Genomic DNA, 14,452 nt, shown 5'->3' on the forward strand with positions numbered 1-14,452 from the left:
CAGGGAGCGACGGGCGAGACTTGAGAACGTGACCTTGGTCCGGCTGGGGCCGGCAGCGGGGGAAGACGAGAAAGCATGGAACGCATTCAGGCTGCCATCCAGAAGGCCAAGGAACAGCGCGGCGAGGCAGTGCCCGGCGCCGGCATGGGAGCGGGCGTGGGCGGAGGCCTGACGCGCGGCACGGTGCGGCCGGCGCCGACCGGGCCGCTCTGGCCCGAGCTGGCCGCCTTCGAGCCCGATCAGGGCGCGCTCCGGCGCCACCACATCGTCACCATCGCCGACGTCGATCCGGCGGCGAGCCATTTCGACATCCTGCGCACCAAGATCCTCAGGACCATGCGGCGCAACAACTGGGTGTCGCTCGGCATCACCTCGCCGACCGCGGGCTGCGGCAAGACGACGATGACCACGAACATCGCCTTCAGCCTGGCGCAGCAGCCGGAAGTGAAGACGGTGCTGGTCGACCTCGACCTGCGCCGTCCGGCGATCGCGCGGATGATCGGGATGAAGTCCGCGGGCTCGCTCGCGCAGTTCCTCCAGGGCCAGCGGTCGCTGCAGGAGAGCTTCGTGCGCTACGGCGACAACCTCGCGATCGGCGCCAACTCGCAGACGGTGTCGAACTCGGCGGAGCTGCTCATGCAGGCGACGACCTCCGAGAGCGTCGCGGCGATCAAGCGGGCGTTCCTGCCGACCGTGATCCTCTACGACCTGCCGCCGATGCTGCAGACCGACGACGCCATGGCGTTCCTGCCGCACCTCGACTGCGTGCTGCTCGTGGCCGGCGCCGAGAAGAGCCGGCTCGACGAGGTCGACAAGTGCGAGAAGGACATCGCCGAGCAGACGAACGTGCTCGGCGTCGCCCTCAACATGTGCCGCTACACCAGCGAGGAATTCGGCTACTGAGGTCCGCGCGCGACCGGACCCGGCGCTGCCGGGCCCGGTGCCGCCGGATTCAGGTCTGCTGATCCTGGTGCTGCGGCCCGGGTGTGGCCCGGGCCGGGCCGCTCAGACGTACTCGATGACGAGCTCGGGGGCCGCGCCGGCGCCTTCCCAGGCCATCGCGGCGCGCTGGCCCGAGCCGGTGACGCGGAAGGCGAGCGCATTGAGCGTGTCGATGCCGTTGTCGGCGATCACCGCCTCGATGAGGCTCGAGATGTCGGCGGACCTGTAGGTCTCGCCCTTCTGCCAGGCGGTGGCGTTCCAGATCACCTCGTCGTCGAGATAGGCCCGCGCGTCGGGACCCTTCAGCGCCGAGTAGGTGCCGGGCCGGGTGGCATCCTGCACCTCGATCGCGAGCCGGGCGGTGCCGCTGCTCGTCGCGGTGGCCTCGAAGACGAAGTAGGCGGCCTTGATGTCCGCGTCGCCGTCGAGGCCGATTCCCTGGAAGCGCAGGCCGACGGACTGGGCGACGCCGCCGATCTTGCCGAGCTCGAGGACCTGGCTCGGGCCGGCCTTCTGCGACTCGAAGTCGTCGCTGCCAGCCCTGACCGCCACCGAGATGGTTTCGGTCACGGGCTCGGGCTGCTCGGGTTCGGGGGCCGGCCCCGGCTCGAAGCGGCTCGTCTGGATCACCTGAACCGAGTCGATGTGGTAGCCGATCGAGCGCGGGGCAAAGGTGATGGTGTGCTCGCCCACGCCGAACACCACGGTCGAGGCCGGGTTCTTGTCGCCCGATGTGTGGGTTGAGAACTGGTGGGCGTTCACCCAGCTGGTCTGGGCGCCCTTGAGCTTCACGAAGCCCTCGCCGCCGGAGGTGAGGGTGGGCGTGCCCTCGGGCATCGCCGACTGGGTGTCGCCGTCGACCCTGATCCAGATGTCGTTGCGGGCATCGCCGGGATTGTTGGTGTCGCGGGCGGCGCGCAGCAGGATGCTGTAGGTGCCGGCTTCCTTGATATCGAGGCTGAAGCTGAAGCGGCCTTCCGCCGGCACCGTCTTCAGCGAGCCCTCCGCCGTCTGGCTCTTGTAGTAGTAATGCGCGCCTTCGGCGTTCCTGTTGCCGACGCCGGGGGCCTGGTAGACCCAGCCGCCGGTCGGGTTCGTGCCGAGCAGGTCCTCGATCTGGACCTTCACGCGCCCGTCGACGAGCCCGTATTTCCGCGTCACTGCCATCTGACCAGTCCTTTTACACACCACGAGGGTTGCCGGCCCCGGGGGTGCATGCACGACGCGCAGGCGGCCGGGCCACGGGGGGAAGCTTCCTCGTGGTGGGGACGCTGCGTGCAGGGCTGGGGCAGGCGGTGCCGAAACCTAGCGAGGGAGCCCGGATCCGGGCAGGGGGATAATCGTATCCTGCCGTAAGTCGGCGATTTGTCGCCTATTTCGTGAGGGTTGCCGCAGGGCGCGGAACCTGCGCGCCCTGCGGCGGACATGCCTTCCCGAGGCTGCCGTCATGGTCTGGCCCCATGATCTGCGCCCATGATCTGGCCACCAGAACCTGGGGCCAGACCATGACCTGATGGGGCAACCCGAGGCCCTTTCGGGCCCGGGGGCTCAGGCGTACTCGATGACGAGCTCCGGCGCGTTGTCGCCCTTCGCCTCGAAGGCTTCCGCCACCCGCTCGCCGGAGCCGCTGACGCGGAAGGCGAGCGCGTCGAGCGCGTCGCTGCCGCCGTCCTCGATCACGTCCCTGATGAGCTCGGAGATGTCGGCGGACTTGTAGGTCTCGCCCTTCTTCCAGGCCTGGACGTCCCAGTCCACGTCGTCGGCGAGGTAGGCGCGGGCGTCCGGGCCGTTCGCACGCGTGTAGGTGGCGGCGTGGGTGGTGTCCTCGACCTCGATCTCGAAGTGCGCGGCGCCCTTGCTGGTCTCGGCGGCGGTGAAGACGAAGTAGGCCGCCTTGATCTCGGCGTCCTTGTCGAGCGCGACCGCCTTGAAGCGCAGGCCGACCGACTGCTCGCCGGCGCCGTCATGCCCGAACTCGAGGTCCTTGCTGGCAGCCGCCTTGTTCGCCTCGAAGTCGTCGCTCGCGGCGGCGATCTTCGTCGAGACGACGCCGTCCGCCGCAGCCTTGTCAGCGCCCTTGTCAGCCGTCTTGTCGGCCGCCTTGTCGAGGGCCACCCCGACCTTGTCGGTGCCCTCGGGCCTGGTCACGGTCTCGGAAAGCTTCTCGACGGCGGTCTTGCCGGTCTCGGCTTCGGTCGCCGCGGCCACCTGGGTGGTGCTGGCGGTGGTCTTGCTGCCGCCGACCTTGATCACCTGCACCGAGTCGATGTGGTAGCCGGTCGAGCGCGGCGCGAAGGTGATCGAGTGCATCCCCTTGTCGAAGACCACGGTCGAGGGCGCGTTGCGGTCACCCTCGATCGGCGTCGAGAACTGCTTGGCGTCGATCCAGGAGGTGGTGGCGCCCTTGTACTTCACGAAGCCGTCGCCGCCGGAGGTGAGCTTGGGCGTGCCCTTCGGCATCACGCTCTGGGTGTTGCCGTCGACCTTGATCCAGATGTCGTTGCGCGCGTCGCCCGGGTTGTTGGTGTCGCGCGAGGCGCGCAGCAGGATGCTGTACTGCCCGGCCTCGGTGATGTTGAGGTTGAAGCTGAACCGGCCGGCGGCGGGGGCCTGCTTGTGCGAGCCGTCCGCCGTCTGGCTCTTGTAGTAATAGTGCGCACCCTCGGCGTTCTTGTTGCCGACGCCGGGAGCCTGGTAGACCCAGCCGCCGCCGGGAGTCTTGCCGAGGAGATCCTCGATCTGCACCTTCACCTTGCCGCCGGTGAGGCCGTAGGTCCTGGTCACTGCCATCGTCACTGTCTCCACTTTTCTTGCGGGAACGCGCGCGCACGTCCCCGGTCACCGCGCTCCGCCGGGGGTGCGGAGGGGTGTCGTTGCCTTCGGTTTGCTGCCTGACGCTCGCCGCCGGACGACTTTGCCGGCCCGGGACGTATCTCCCCGAACTCGGGGAGCAGGATGGCGGGATCCGGGGGTGGTTTTAGGGGATGAGGGCGGGAACGGTCACCCAACGATTGTGACGGTTTGAGACTTCGGCGAGGTTCCGCTCAGAAACGCGCGGAAACATGCAAATGCGCGAGTTGCGCATCCAGTATAAAATATTGATTCCCAACGGGAACGTGTCTGTTCTTTATCAATTGTCAATTTTGATGGATCGGCTGGTTCGCCGGCTCTCCACCCGCCCGAAAGCCGGTTGCCCCCGCCTGGGCCGCCTGGGCGGGGGGCTGATCTTGCCCCGAGCCAGGAACCCCGAGTCCGGAAACTGACCGGGGATTCCACCCGGGCTCCGGTGGCACGCTGGCGCAGGCCGGGTCGTCACGGCCGCCGCGCTGCCGCCGGGCGGCTGGACAGGACCGGGACCGGCCGCGATAACGGCGGGGTTGCTTGGAGAGTGTGATGATCTGGAGTGTACCATGGGCACGATGACCCGCCTGCTGCGCCCGGCGATGGAGGGTGCCCGGCGCCGCCTGCGGCAGATGCAGGACCGGGTGCTGCCCGACTTCGTCATCATCGGCGCGCAGAAGAGCGGCACCTCGAGCCTTTATCGCTATCTCACCCAGCACCCCCAGGTGCGCGAGAGTTCGGTGAAGGAGGTGCATTACTTCGACGGTGGCCTCGAGGAGGGGACCGACACCTATACCTTCGGCGAGCGCTGGTATCGCTCGCACTTCCCGCTGGCCTCGGAGATGGCGCCGGGCGTGCAAGCCTACGAGGCCTCGCCCCTCTACATGCTGCACCCGCTGGTGGCCGGGCGGATGGCGCAGATCCTGCCTCGGGTGAAGCTGGTGGCGATCCTGCGCGATCCCACCGACCGGGCGCTGTCGCACTACTTCCACAATGTGCGGAAGAACGCGGTACGCCGCTGCAAGGAGGAGCTTGGCCCCGGCGCGGCGATGGCGGCGGAGGAGGAGCGGCTCGCGCCGGTGCTGGCGCGGGGCGACTACGGCGACGAGGCGTTCCGGGCCTACAGCTACAAGGCGCGCGGGCGCTACCTCGAGCAGATCGAACGCTACTGGGCGCATTTCCCGCGGGAGAACCTGCTGGTGCTCCGGGCGGAGGATCTCTTCGAGGATCCGGCCGGGCTCATGGGGGGCCTGTGCGATTTCCTCGGGCTCGACCGGACGAGGAGCGGGGAAGACTTCCGGCCGGCGAACGTCGGCTCGAACCGCGAGGAGGTGGACCCCGGTGTCCGGGCCGAGCTCGAGGCCTACTTCGCGCCGATGAACCAGGCGCTCTACGCGGCCCTCGGGCGGGATTTCGGCTGGCCGGCCTGAGCCGGGGGGCGGTCGCTCGCCGCCATTTTTATGTCTGCACTCCGTGTTGGTCCATGCCGATGCATCGACCAACACGGAGTGCAGACATGGGCGCCCCGGCCCGCCATTGGCAAAAAACGCACCCCCGAGCCCGGGGATTAATCCGCCGCTAACCAACTTCCCGCTTCATCGCCCCGGTTTCAGTCAAGAGAGAACGGGCGCGCCATGGATCCCTTTGGTATCGGCATCACGGGACTGGGCGCGGCGGGCGCCGCCACCTTCGGCGCCTTTGGCCTCGCCTTCCGGGCCCGGCGCCGGCGGCTCGCCCTGCAGGCGGCAAGCGAGCTGGCGATCGCGGCCGGCACCGGCGATGTCGACAGCGGCGAGGGCCCGGGCATCTCCGCCATCCGGCGAGCCGAGCGCGACCGGATCGAGGCGCTTGCCACCACCCAGGCCGAACTCGCGCTCCGGCTCGACGCGCTGACCGCGGCGGGAAGCGCGCCGGAGGAGAAGCTGCAGGCGATGGCCGGCCAGCTCCTCGGGCTCATCCGCGACAAGAATGCCACCCTCGAGACGGCGATGACCGGGCTCGACCAGCTGCGCGCCCGGATGAAGGCGCTCGAGGAGATGGGCGAGCCCGCCGAGGCGCGCGGCCTCTTCGAGGGGCTGAAGGCCCGGATGGGCGAGCTCGAGACCCGGGCCGCGGCCGGCGCGGCCGGACTGGAGGCACGGCTCGCGGCGCTCGCTTCGGGGGGCGGCGCGTCGGAGCTCGCCGAGCGGCTGGCACGGCTGCACGAGGCGCGCGACGCTGGCCTCGAGGCGGCGCTCGGGCGCCTCGCGCCGATCGAGACCCGGCTCGCCGGGCTCGAGAGCGGCATCGGTGCCGGGCGGGAGACGACGAAGCGGCTCGAAGCAGCCCTCGCGGCGTTGCAGGGCGAGCAGGCGCAGGCGCGCACCGAGATCGCCGCGCTTCGCGCCACGGCCGAGACCGCGCCGGGCCAGGTCGAAGCCCGGGTCGACGCCCGGGTCGAAGCGGTACGGGCCGAGCTTTCCGGGCGGATCGAGGCGTTCGAGCGGGCGATGGCGGCGCGTGATCCGCAGGACGCGCTCGACCGGCTCGCCGAGCGGCTCGAGGCGGTGCAGGATCGCCTGGTGCTGATCGAGACGGCGGAGAACCCGCTCGCCGAGGTCTCCGAGCGGCTTTCCGCGCTCTATGCCCAGAAGGACGCGGCGGTCGAGACGGTGCTCGCGCGCCTCGCGCCGCTTGAAGCGCGTCTCCAGGGCTTCGAGCGCGAGCTTGCGGCGAAGGACCCGCAAGGCGCGCTCGACCGTTTCGCCGAGCGCCTCGAAGGCGTGCAGGACCGCCTGATGCTGATCGAGACGACGGAGAACCCGCTTGCCGAGGTCTCCGAGCGGCTCTCCGCGCTCTATGCCCAGAAGGACGCGGCCGTCGAGGCGATGCTCGGGCGGCTCGCGCCGCTCGAGACGCGGCTCGGTGACTTCGAGCGCGAGCTCGCGGCGAAGGATCCGCGGGCGGCGATCGAGCAGCTTCTCGGCCGCATCGAGGCGCTGCAGGGGCGTCTCACGCTTATCGAGGCCGCCGGAAGCCCGCTCGCCGAGCTTTCGGACAAGCTCTCCGCGCTCCACGGCCAGAAGGACGCGGCGGTCGAGACGGTGCTCGCGCGCCTCGCGCCGCTCGAGGCGCGTCTCCAGGGCTTCGAGCGCGAACTCTCGGTGCGCGATCCGCAGGGCGCGCTCGACCGCTTCGCCGAGCGGCTCGAAGGGGTCGCGGGACGGGTCACGCTCATCGAGAGCGCCGAGAGCCCGCTCGCCGAGCTTTCCGAGCGGCTGGCGCAGATCCACGCCCAGAAGGAAGCCGCCGTCGAGGCGATGATCGCCCGTCTCGGGCCGGTCGAGGACCGGCTCGGCGGCGTCGAGCGCGAGATCGCGGCGAAGGACCCGCAAGGGGCGCTCGATCGGTTTGCCGAGCGGCTCGAAGGGGTCGCGGGCCGGCTCGCGGCGGTGGAGACCACCGGGAGCCCGCTCGCCGAGGTGACCGAGACGCTGGGCAGCCTCTATGCCCAGAAGGAAGCTGCGGTCGAGGCGGTGCTCGGGCGCCTTGCGCCGCTTGAGGCAAAGCTCGCCGCTGTCGAGGGCGGTCTTGCCCGGGCGGCGGAGGACGACGCGCGCGCGGCGGTTGACGGGCTCAAGGCGGTTGACGGGCTCCGGGCCCGGATTGAAACGCTGCACTGGAACCTTGGCGAGACCGCGGCCGGGCTCGCGGCGCTCCGGGCCGAGGCCACGGCCGGCCCGGCCGCGACGGTGACGGCGGCGGCAACGGCCGCGGTGAGCGCGGGCGTCAGTGAGGCCGCCGACCGGCTCGCGCAGCTCTTCACCGGGAAGGATACCGGCCTCGCGGCGCTCCTCGACCGGCTCGGCCCGATCGAGGATGTCCTCGGGCGGGTGGCGACGCTCGAGGCAGCGCTCGGCCGGCTCGGGCATGTCGAGACTGGACTGGAGCGGCTCGCGCCGCTCGAAATCGCGCTGGAGCGGCTCGCGCCGCTCGAGTCTGCGTTTGAGCGGCTCGCGCCGCTTGAGGCACGGCTCGCCTCCCTCGAGGCGCGCGATGATCCTGAGGCTGCCCTCGCGGTGGCAGGCGAGGTGGCGGTCGAGCTTGCGGCGCTCCGCGCCGATGCCGCGACGCAGACCGCGCTCTTCGCCAACCGGCTCGCGCTTCTCGAAGCGACCCTGCCACGGCCCGCCGCCCGCCAGGTCGGCCCGGCGGTGCCCCCGGATGGCATGTCCCCGGATGGCAGGGAGGCCAGGGCTTCCACCGGCGGGGCCTCGGACGAGGAAGAGATCTGGGCGCTGCCGCGGATCATCTCGCTGCACAAGTGAGGGCGGGGCGACCCTGCCCGTAACCTTCGGTTAACCTGTTTCATCCCACCGTCAGTTGACACCGGCATGCTGCCTTTGCCGCGTTTCCCCGCCCCGGAGAGATCCCTTGACCCAGTTCCTCGAATTCGAGCCTGAACTCATATCTGAGCCCGCATCGGCGAGCGTTCCCGAGTGCGCCCCGGGCACGTCGGCTCCTGAGACTGTGGCTTGCGATGTCACGTCGGCCGATGGCGCCGAGGCCGGGAAGGATGCGGTCGGGAAGGATGGGGCCGGGAAGGATGCGGCCGGGGAGCCGGGGTCCGGGCCGGCCGCGCTTGCCGATCTGGTGGCGGCGGGTCTCGTCAGCCATGAGATGATCGGCGATCCGGTCAGGCTCGGGGCCAGGCTCGGGGCGGGGGCCGAAGCTGCGACGCTGCGGCGGCTCTGCGCCCATGTTTCCGGTTCGATCTGGCGGATCGAGCCCTATCACTATGCCTTCCGCCTCGAGGCGGCGGCGGCGGCGGGGACGGATCCGGAGGCGGCCGGCGCGGCGCTCGAGGCGCGGCTCGCCGACGAATTCGGTCCTGACGCGGCCTGGGTGAACGCGACCGATCTCATCGACGACGCCGAGGCGGGCGCGGGAGAAGCGACAACCACCCGGAAGCCGGCGGCAGACATGGCGGTCGACCTCGATGCGCCGCTTCTCCTGCTCCGGGCCAGCGCCGGGGCGGTGGCCGACGGGCTCGATTTCGCCGGCCCCGGGGTTCAGGCGGTGGTGAGCGCGAGCTTCGCCGCCCGTGCCGCCCATATCGCCGCTGCTCACATTGCCGCGGACCGGAGGGCCGCGGACCGGATGGCGGGCGAGAGCGCGGCAGATGCCGATCTCGTGCTGCGGTTCGCGGCGCTCGAAGCCGGGCAGGCGCGGATCGAGGCGGCGCTTGCCGCAAATCGGGCCGAGGCAGACCGAATCGAGGCAGATCGGATCGAGGCAGACCCGGCCCCGGACTTCGCGGGGCGGTTCACGGTGTTCGAGGCAGGACAGGCGCGGATCGAGGTGGCGCTTGCCGCGGAGGCGGAGTCGCGCGCGGCGGCAGCGGCGGCGGAGGTCCGGCTGACCGAACTCCTCGCCAAGGTGCTGCGCCGGCTCGACGCCCAGGCGGACGTGCTGCACAGCCACATCGCCCGCGAGGACCAGGTGGCGGCCCGGCTTGGCGAGATCGCCGCGCTCGCGGAGGGCGGCGTGACGAGCGGCGCCACGGGTGTCGCCTTCCAGGAGACGCTCGGTCTCGCGCTGGCGGAGTTCCTCGCCCGGCTGGAGCGCCGCGAGGCGGCCATGGTGCCGGCGCGCGTGCCGCAGGTGAGCTGAGGGCGGGTCGATGAGCGAGATATCCTCTCCCGAGACCCGGGATCCGGTTGATCCCGCCGATCCGGCCCCCCCGACGCTGGCGGCGCGGCTCGCCGAGCGCAGCCGGCTGCGGGCGCTGCGCGCCGAGCGGCTCGCCCGTCTGCGCCCGCCCGCCGATCCAGAGACGGCCGCCGACCCGGAGATCGCCGACCCGGAGACCGCTCGCTCCGAGGCGGGTCCGGATGACGAAGCGGAGACGGCGCTGCATGAGTTCCTGCGGGCGCTGACCGGGGAGCCGCCGCCTTCGGCCCCGGTGGTGGTGGAGGCGGCCGAGGTTCTGAGCTTCCAGCGTCCCGAGCGCCCGGCGTCGTCACCCGCGGCCAGCGACCTCGAGCGCCTGCCGGGCGTGGGGCCGAACCTTGTCTGGGCGCTGGAACAGGCAGGGATCGGCTGTCTCGCCGACCTCGCGCCCCTCGCGCCGGAGGAACTCGTCCGCCGACTTGGGCCGATCGGTCGGCTGGTGCCGGCGGCGGGCTGGGTCGATACGGCGCGGGTCGACACGGCCTGGACGGCTCTGCCGGACTGATCCTTCCCTTCGCGTCACCTCCCGGGGACTGGCGCCGGCGCGGCGATGTACCGGCCCCGGGCGGCTTTTCCGGGAGCACGGCCCGGGAGCACGGCCCCGGGTCGGAGGCGGGGACCAACACGGAATGCAGACATTCCTTCCGGTCGGCTGATCCCGGCCCCGGGCGGTACCAACACGGAGTGCAGACATGAGGGGAGGGGGGAGTTCCCCCGCCCCTCAGCGCCGGACGAAGAGCGCCGTGTGCCGGAACTGCGCGACGAAGGCGGTCTGTCGCGCCACGTAGGCGACGTACTCGGGGTAGGGTACCGCTTTCAGGTGGTCGTCGTCGAAGGTGTGGAGCGCGGTCGAGACCGCATTGACGAAGTCGTGCCCCGAGAAGGTCGCGCCGGCGGAATAGGTCTCGCGCATGTGGCCGAAGGAGGTGTTGATGTCCTCCATCACGTAGATCCCGCCCGAGGGCAGCGTGTCGTAGAGCTCGGCCATGGCGAGGATCTGGTGCGACCAGAGATGCGAGGCGTCGTCGATCAGGATCGTCGGGCGGAACCGGCGCAGCTGGCGCAGGAACTCGATCTTGCCGAGATCGCCCACCTCGATGCGGAAGCCGTCCGAGGCCAGCTGTCGCGCGGCGGGCTTGTTATCGACACCGATGATCTCGGCCTGGGGGAAGTAGGCCTTCAGCATGCGCAGCGAGGCGCCGATGTTCCAGACCTGGCCGCAGCCAAGCTCAAGCACGGTGATCGGCTCGTCACGGAAGTCGCGGAAGAAACGGTCGTAGAAGTCGGCGTAGGCGTGGCCGTCGATCTCCTTGCCCTCGCGGGTGCGGTAGCGCGTGGCCTTGTCGGTATTGAAATGCTCCGCCAGGGCGTCGAGGGTCGGCCGCCCGTCGGGGCCGGTCGCGAGGGGCGCGGGCGCATCTGCTCCGGTGTCGGTGCCTGCGGCGGCATTCGCGGCCGTATCCGCAGCCATGCCTGCGGCAGTGTCTGCAGCCATGCCTGCGGCAGTGTCTGCGGCGGTGTCTGCGGCGGTGCCGGCTCTGGTGGTGGCGGGGTCGGGCGTAGCGAGATCGTTCGGCATCCGATGTCCTTCTTCCGTGCTGTCCTGGGCGGCTCCCGTGTGAGCTCTCGTGTCAGGGCGTTTGCCGGGCCTGGCACCGGCCGCGGCATGTCTGCGTTCCGTGTTGGCCGCCGTGCCGGCGGCCGGCGCCCCATGTCTGCGTTTCGTGTTGGTGGCCGGCGTCCCGGGCCCTTCGGGGATGTCGAGGGCGCGGAAGTACTCCCCGAGATCGGTGCTGAGCTTCTCGATCTGCACGCCGCGCTTGCGCAGCACGATTTCCGAGGTCATGCGGTGCAGCCGCTGGTCGAGGCCCCTGGCGGCGGCGATGGTGTCGTAGTTGCGGTTGTAGATCTCCGGCGGCCGGGACGGGTCGCGCAGAAGGACGTCGACCCTGAGACCTCGCGCCTCCTTCAGGAACAGGAGCGGATGGAGCTGCGAGCCCATCTCGCCCGCCACCCGCTCGGCGCGGGCGAGGTGGTCCATCTGCTCGGGGATCGTCAGCGTTTCGGGCGCGATCACCGTCCAGCCGAGTTCCTCGAGCCGCGCCTCGACCGCGGGCATCGACAGGTTCTGCAACTGCCTCAGCCGTGAGCGGGTGAGCCAGAGCCTGCGCCCGGGCTCGGGCCGGTGCTCGACGACGCCGAGGGCCGCGGCCTGCTCGGGGTGGCAGAAATGCTGGATCCGGTAGCCCGCTTCGGGCACCAGCAGCCGCTCGAAGCCGAGGGGCCGCGTGGCGAAGATCATCTCGTTCCGGATGCCGAGCAGTTCGAGAAGGGCTGCCCGCCAGCCGTTGAGGCCCGGCTCCTCGCCCGGGGCGAGGGCGGTGTCGTCCTCCTTCTCCGCCGCGGCGCTCCAGACCACCGGCAGCTCCGGATGGCGCCTGACCGCCCAGGTGCGCGCGAGGCCTTCGAGCAGGAAGTGGCCGAAGTGCTCGAGCCAGGGGCCGGCATAGATCGCGGTGCCCGGACGGACTTCCCCCGAGGCGGGTGTGAGCTGCCCGGGATAGCCGACCTGCCCCTCGCGGCCGTTGGCGTAGGAGCGGCGGATGAGCGTGTCCTGGAGCACGTGGCCACGGGCGTCGAGCACGCCCATCTCGAGCGTGCCGCGGGCCTCGCCGGCGCGCCAGGGCAGGACTGTCGCCCCGGCCACCTCGCGCACCCCGAGGGGCGCCTGGTCCGGCTGGTTCGGATCGGAAATGCGCTTCATGGGCGCCTCCCGGACGGGGCGTGGCGGAGGATGGGGGGCATGAGGGGGATCCCGGGTTTCAGGCGGCTTCGGCCATGTTGCGTTCGTGCACTGCGATCGCCTCCTCGATGTCGTCGAAGAAAAGCGCCTGGCCGCGTTCGAGCACGAGGCCGCTCGTGCAGTAGCTGCGGAGGGTTTCGGGGGCGTGCGAAGTCATGAGCAGGCCGGCGTTCTTCAGGCGGCTCTTGAAGACGGCGAGCGACTTCCTGCGGAAGCGGGTGTCGCCGACCGCGGTGATCTCGTCGACGAGATACCAGTCGAAGGCGACGCCCATCGACATGCCGAAGGCGAGCCGCGCCCGCATGCCGGAGGAATAGGAGCGCACCGGCATGTCGAGGAAGTCGCCGAGCTCGGCGAAGTCCTCCACGTAGGCCACGAGCGCGTCGGTATCGATGCCGTAGATCCGCGCGACGAAGCGCACGTTCTGCGCGCCGGTGAGTTCGGGATGGAAGCTGCCGGCGAAGCCGAGGGGCCAGGAGATCGAGGCATGCCGGCGGATCTCGCCCGAGCTCGGCCGGTTGGTGCCGGCGATCATCGAGAGGAACGTCGACTTGCCGGCGCCGTTCCGCCCGAGCACCCCCACCTTCGCCCCCGAGGGCAGGACCAGGTTCAGGCCGTCAAGGACCACCTTGCGGCCGGTCTGGGTGAGGTAATACTTCGAGACATCCCGGAACTCGATCATCCGGGCCTCAGCGGTTGTCGCGGACGTTGTAGTAGATCAGCATGAGGACGCTCCATCCGAGCGTCAGGAACAGCGCTGCGAGACCGATGATGAGCCCGCTGCGCGGATAGAGCGCGGTCTCGGCCAGGGTCGGCTGGATGTGCGGCACGAGGTAGCGCGACTGGCGCTGCGCCATCGCCTCGGCGGCGGCCCGGCCGGCGAGGGCGTGGGTATAGGCGGTGCGGGCGATCTCGAGGTCGACCTCAAGCTCCTCGTAGCCGCCGACCACTTCGGGCATCGAGCCGGTGACGCCGCCGACCGAGAGCGAGCCCCGTTCCGCGTCGATGCGGCCCGTCACCGCGGCGATGCGCCGGTCGATCTGCTGCACCCGCTGGTCCTTGGGGTCGGCGTAGGAAAGCAGTTCGTCGCGCTCGACCATGGCTTTCGCGAGTTCGCTCTCGAGCGCGTTCAGCAGCCCGGCCTGGCCGGAGACGTCGGCCCTCGGGTCGACGAGGCGGTGGTCGCGGCGGAAGTTCGCCAGATTCTCGCGCACGCCGCGCAGGTATGCCTCGGCCTTGGTGAGCTCTTCCGTCGCGAAGAAGAGCGCGTCGGTGCGAGCCTGGTCGGAGAGCCGGTTCACGAGCTTGTTGCTCTCGGCGAGCACCTCGTCGGCGATCTTCTGCGCGTCCTCGGGCGTGAAGGCGTAGGTGCGCACGTCGATGATGCCTTCGCGGCTTTCGAGGCTCACCCGCACCATCTTGCGCCAGTGGTCGGTCAGGGCCTCGATGGTCTGGTCCTTGCCGAGGGCGAACACCCGGTCGGAGGGCGTATGGTTGTAGATGGCCCGCAGGTCGAGGCGCTCGTCGATCGCCTGCACGATCGCCTGGCTGCGGATGTAGTCGTAGAGCACGTCGGTGTCGGAGGCCGAGCCGCCGCCGATCTGGGTGATGGCGCCGAGAAGGCCGGCGGCGGCCGAGCCCATCTCCTCGGAGCGCACCGAGAACGAGGTCTCCGAGTGATATTCCGGCGCGGCCCATGCCCAGAGGTAGACGGCCGTCGCCACCACCGGCAGGACGACGATGGCGAGGAAGCTCGCGATCATCCCGCGGTGGCGCGGCCGGACCCGGGCGGGCTCGAGCTTCGGAGCGGCCGGGGGGACGGGAGCCTCGTCGCCCCGGGCCGGGCGCCGCGGCCGGACCGGCTCGGTCCTGGGCTGGGCGGCCGGATCGCGATGTTCGGGGCGCGGATCGGGCGCCGGCTGCGTCGCGGCGGAGGACGATTCGACCGCCCGGAGCGCGGCGCGCGCGGCGCGGGCGCGCCGCCGGCGGGCGAGAACCTCGGGGTCGGCCACGGCGGCCTCGGCGGGCGTCCGGGCCGCCATCTGGGCGGGTGTCGGGGGGGCGGGCGTCGGGGTGCCCCGGGTGTTCCCGGAGTCCGGGCTGGAGTCCCGGTCAGAGACTCGGCCGGAAACTCGGGGCGTTTCGCTGGGAGCG

At 70.9% G+C, this 14,452-nt stretch carries 10 protein-coding genes; 5 read left to right on the plus strand and 5 right to left on the minus strand.

Going from position 1 to position 14,452, the window contains the following annotated elements:
• Positions 1–75: 75 nt before the first annotated feature.
• A complete protein-coding gene (locus HNP73_RS21575) occupies positions 76–903 on the plus strand; it encodes a CpsD/CapB family tyrosine-protein kinase (protein ID WP_184155073.1) in 828 nt (275 codons plus the stop codon).
• Positions 904–1,005: 102 nt separating this feature from the next.
• Here the strand turns inward: HNP73_RS21575 and HNP73_RS21580 are convergent, their stop codons facing one another.
• The gene (locus HNP73_RS21580) at positions 1,006–2,109 is read right to left on the minus strand and encodes a hypothetical protein (protein ID WP_184155075.1); all 1,104 of its coding nucleotides are present in this window, start codon (positions 2,107–2,109) and stop codon (positions 1,006–1,008) included.
• A 381-nt stretch (positions 2,110–2,490) separates the two neighbouring features.
• On the minus strand, positions 2,491–3,732 hold the full coding sequence (locus HNP73_RS21585) for a hypothetical protein (RefSeq protein WP_184155077.1): 1,242 nt from the start codon (positions 3,730–3,732) through the stop codon (positions 2,491–2,493).
• A 620-nt stretch (positions 3,733–4,352) separates the two neighbouring features.
• Here HNP73_RS21585 and HNP73_RS21590 point away from each other — a divergent pair.
• From HNP73_RS21590 to HNP73_RS21605, 4 genes are all read left to right on the plus strand, one after another.
• Entirely contained in the window at positions 4,353–5,213 is an 861-nt protein-coding gene (locus tag HNP73_RS21590; protein ID WP_184155080.1) for a sulfotransferase domain-containing protein, read from the plus strand.
• Positions 5,214–5,417: 204 nt separating this feature from the next.
• Entirely contained in the window at positions 5,418–8,090 is a 2,673-nt protein-coding gene (locus HNP73_RS21595; protein WP_184155083.1) for a coiled-coil domain-containing protein, read from the plus strand.
• 106 nt (positions 8,091–8,196) lie between these two features.
• Positions 8,197–9,435: a hypothetical protein gene (locus HNP73_RS21600; RefSeq protein ID WP_184155086.1), complete on the plus strand. Its 1,239-nt coding sequence runs from the start codon at positions 8,197–8,199 to the stop codon at positions 9,433–9,435.
• Between the two features lie 10 nt (positions 9,436–9,445).
• Positions 9,446–10,000, plus strand: a complete 555-nt coding sequence (locus HNP73_RS21605; RefSeq protein WP_184155089.1) for a protein kinase family protein — start codon at positions 9,446–9,448, stop codon at positions 9,998–10,000.
• Positions 10,001–10,216: 216 nt separating this feature from the next.
• Here HNP73_RS21605 and HNP73_RS21610 read toward each other — a convergent pair whose 3' ends face one another.
• From HNP73_RS21610 to HNP73_RS21620, 3 genes are read right to left on the minus strand one after another with little or no spacing between them, the layout of a single operon-like run.
• Complete coding sequence (locus HNP73_RS21610; RefSeq protein ID WP_184155092.1) at positions 10,217–12,259, minus strand: glycosyltransferase 61 family protein; 2,043 nt, start codon at positions 12,257–12,259, stop codon at positions 10,217–10,219.
• A gap of 58 nt (positions 12,260–12,317) precedes the next feature.
• Positions 12,318–12,980, minus strand: coding sequence for an ABC transporter ATP-binding protein (locus tag HNP73_RS21615; protein WP_184155095.1), 663 nt, complete (start codon positions 12,978–12,980; stop codon positions 12,318–12,320).
• A gap of 7 nt (positions 12,981–12,987) precedes the next feature.
• Complete coding sequence (locus tag HNP73_RS21620) at positions 12,988–14,340, minus strand: KpsE/RkpR family capsule polysaccharide export protein (protein ID WP_184155098.1); 1,353 nt, start codon at positions 14,338–14,340, stop codon at positions 12,988–12,990.
• Positions 14,341–14,452: the final 112 nt, after the last annotated feature.

Source organism: Amaricoccus macauensis (genome assembly GCF_014201905.1).
In the GTDB taxonomy this organism is placed as follows: Bacteria; Pseudomonadota; Alphaproteobacteria; order Rhodobacterales; family Rhodobacteraceae; genus Amaricoccus; species Amaricoccus macauensis.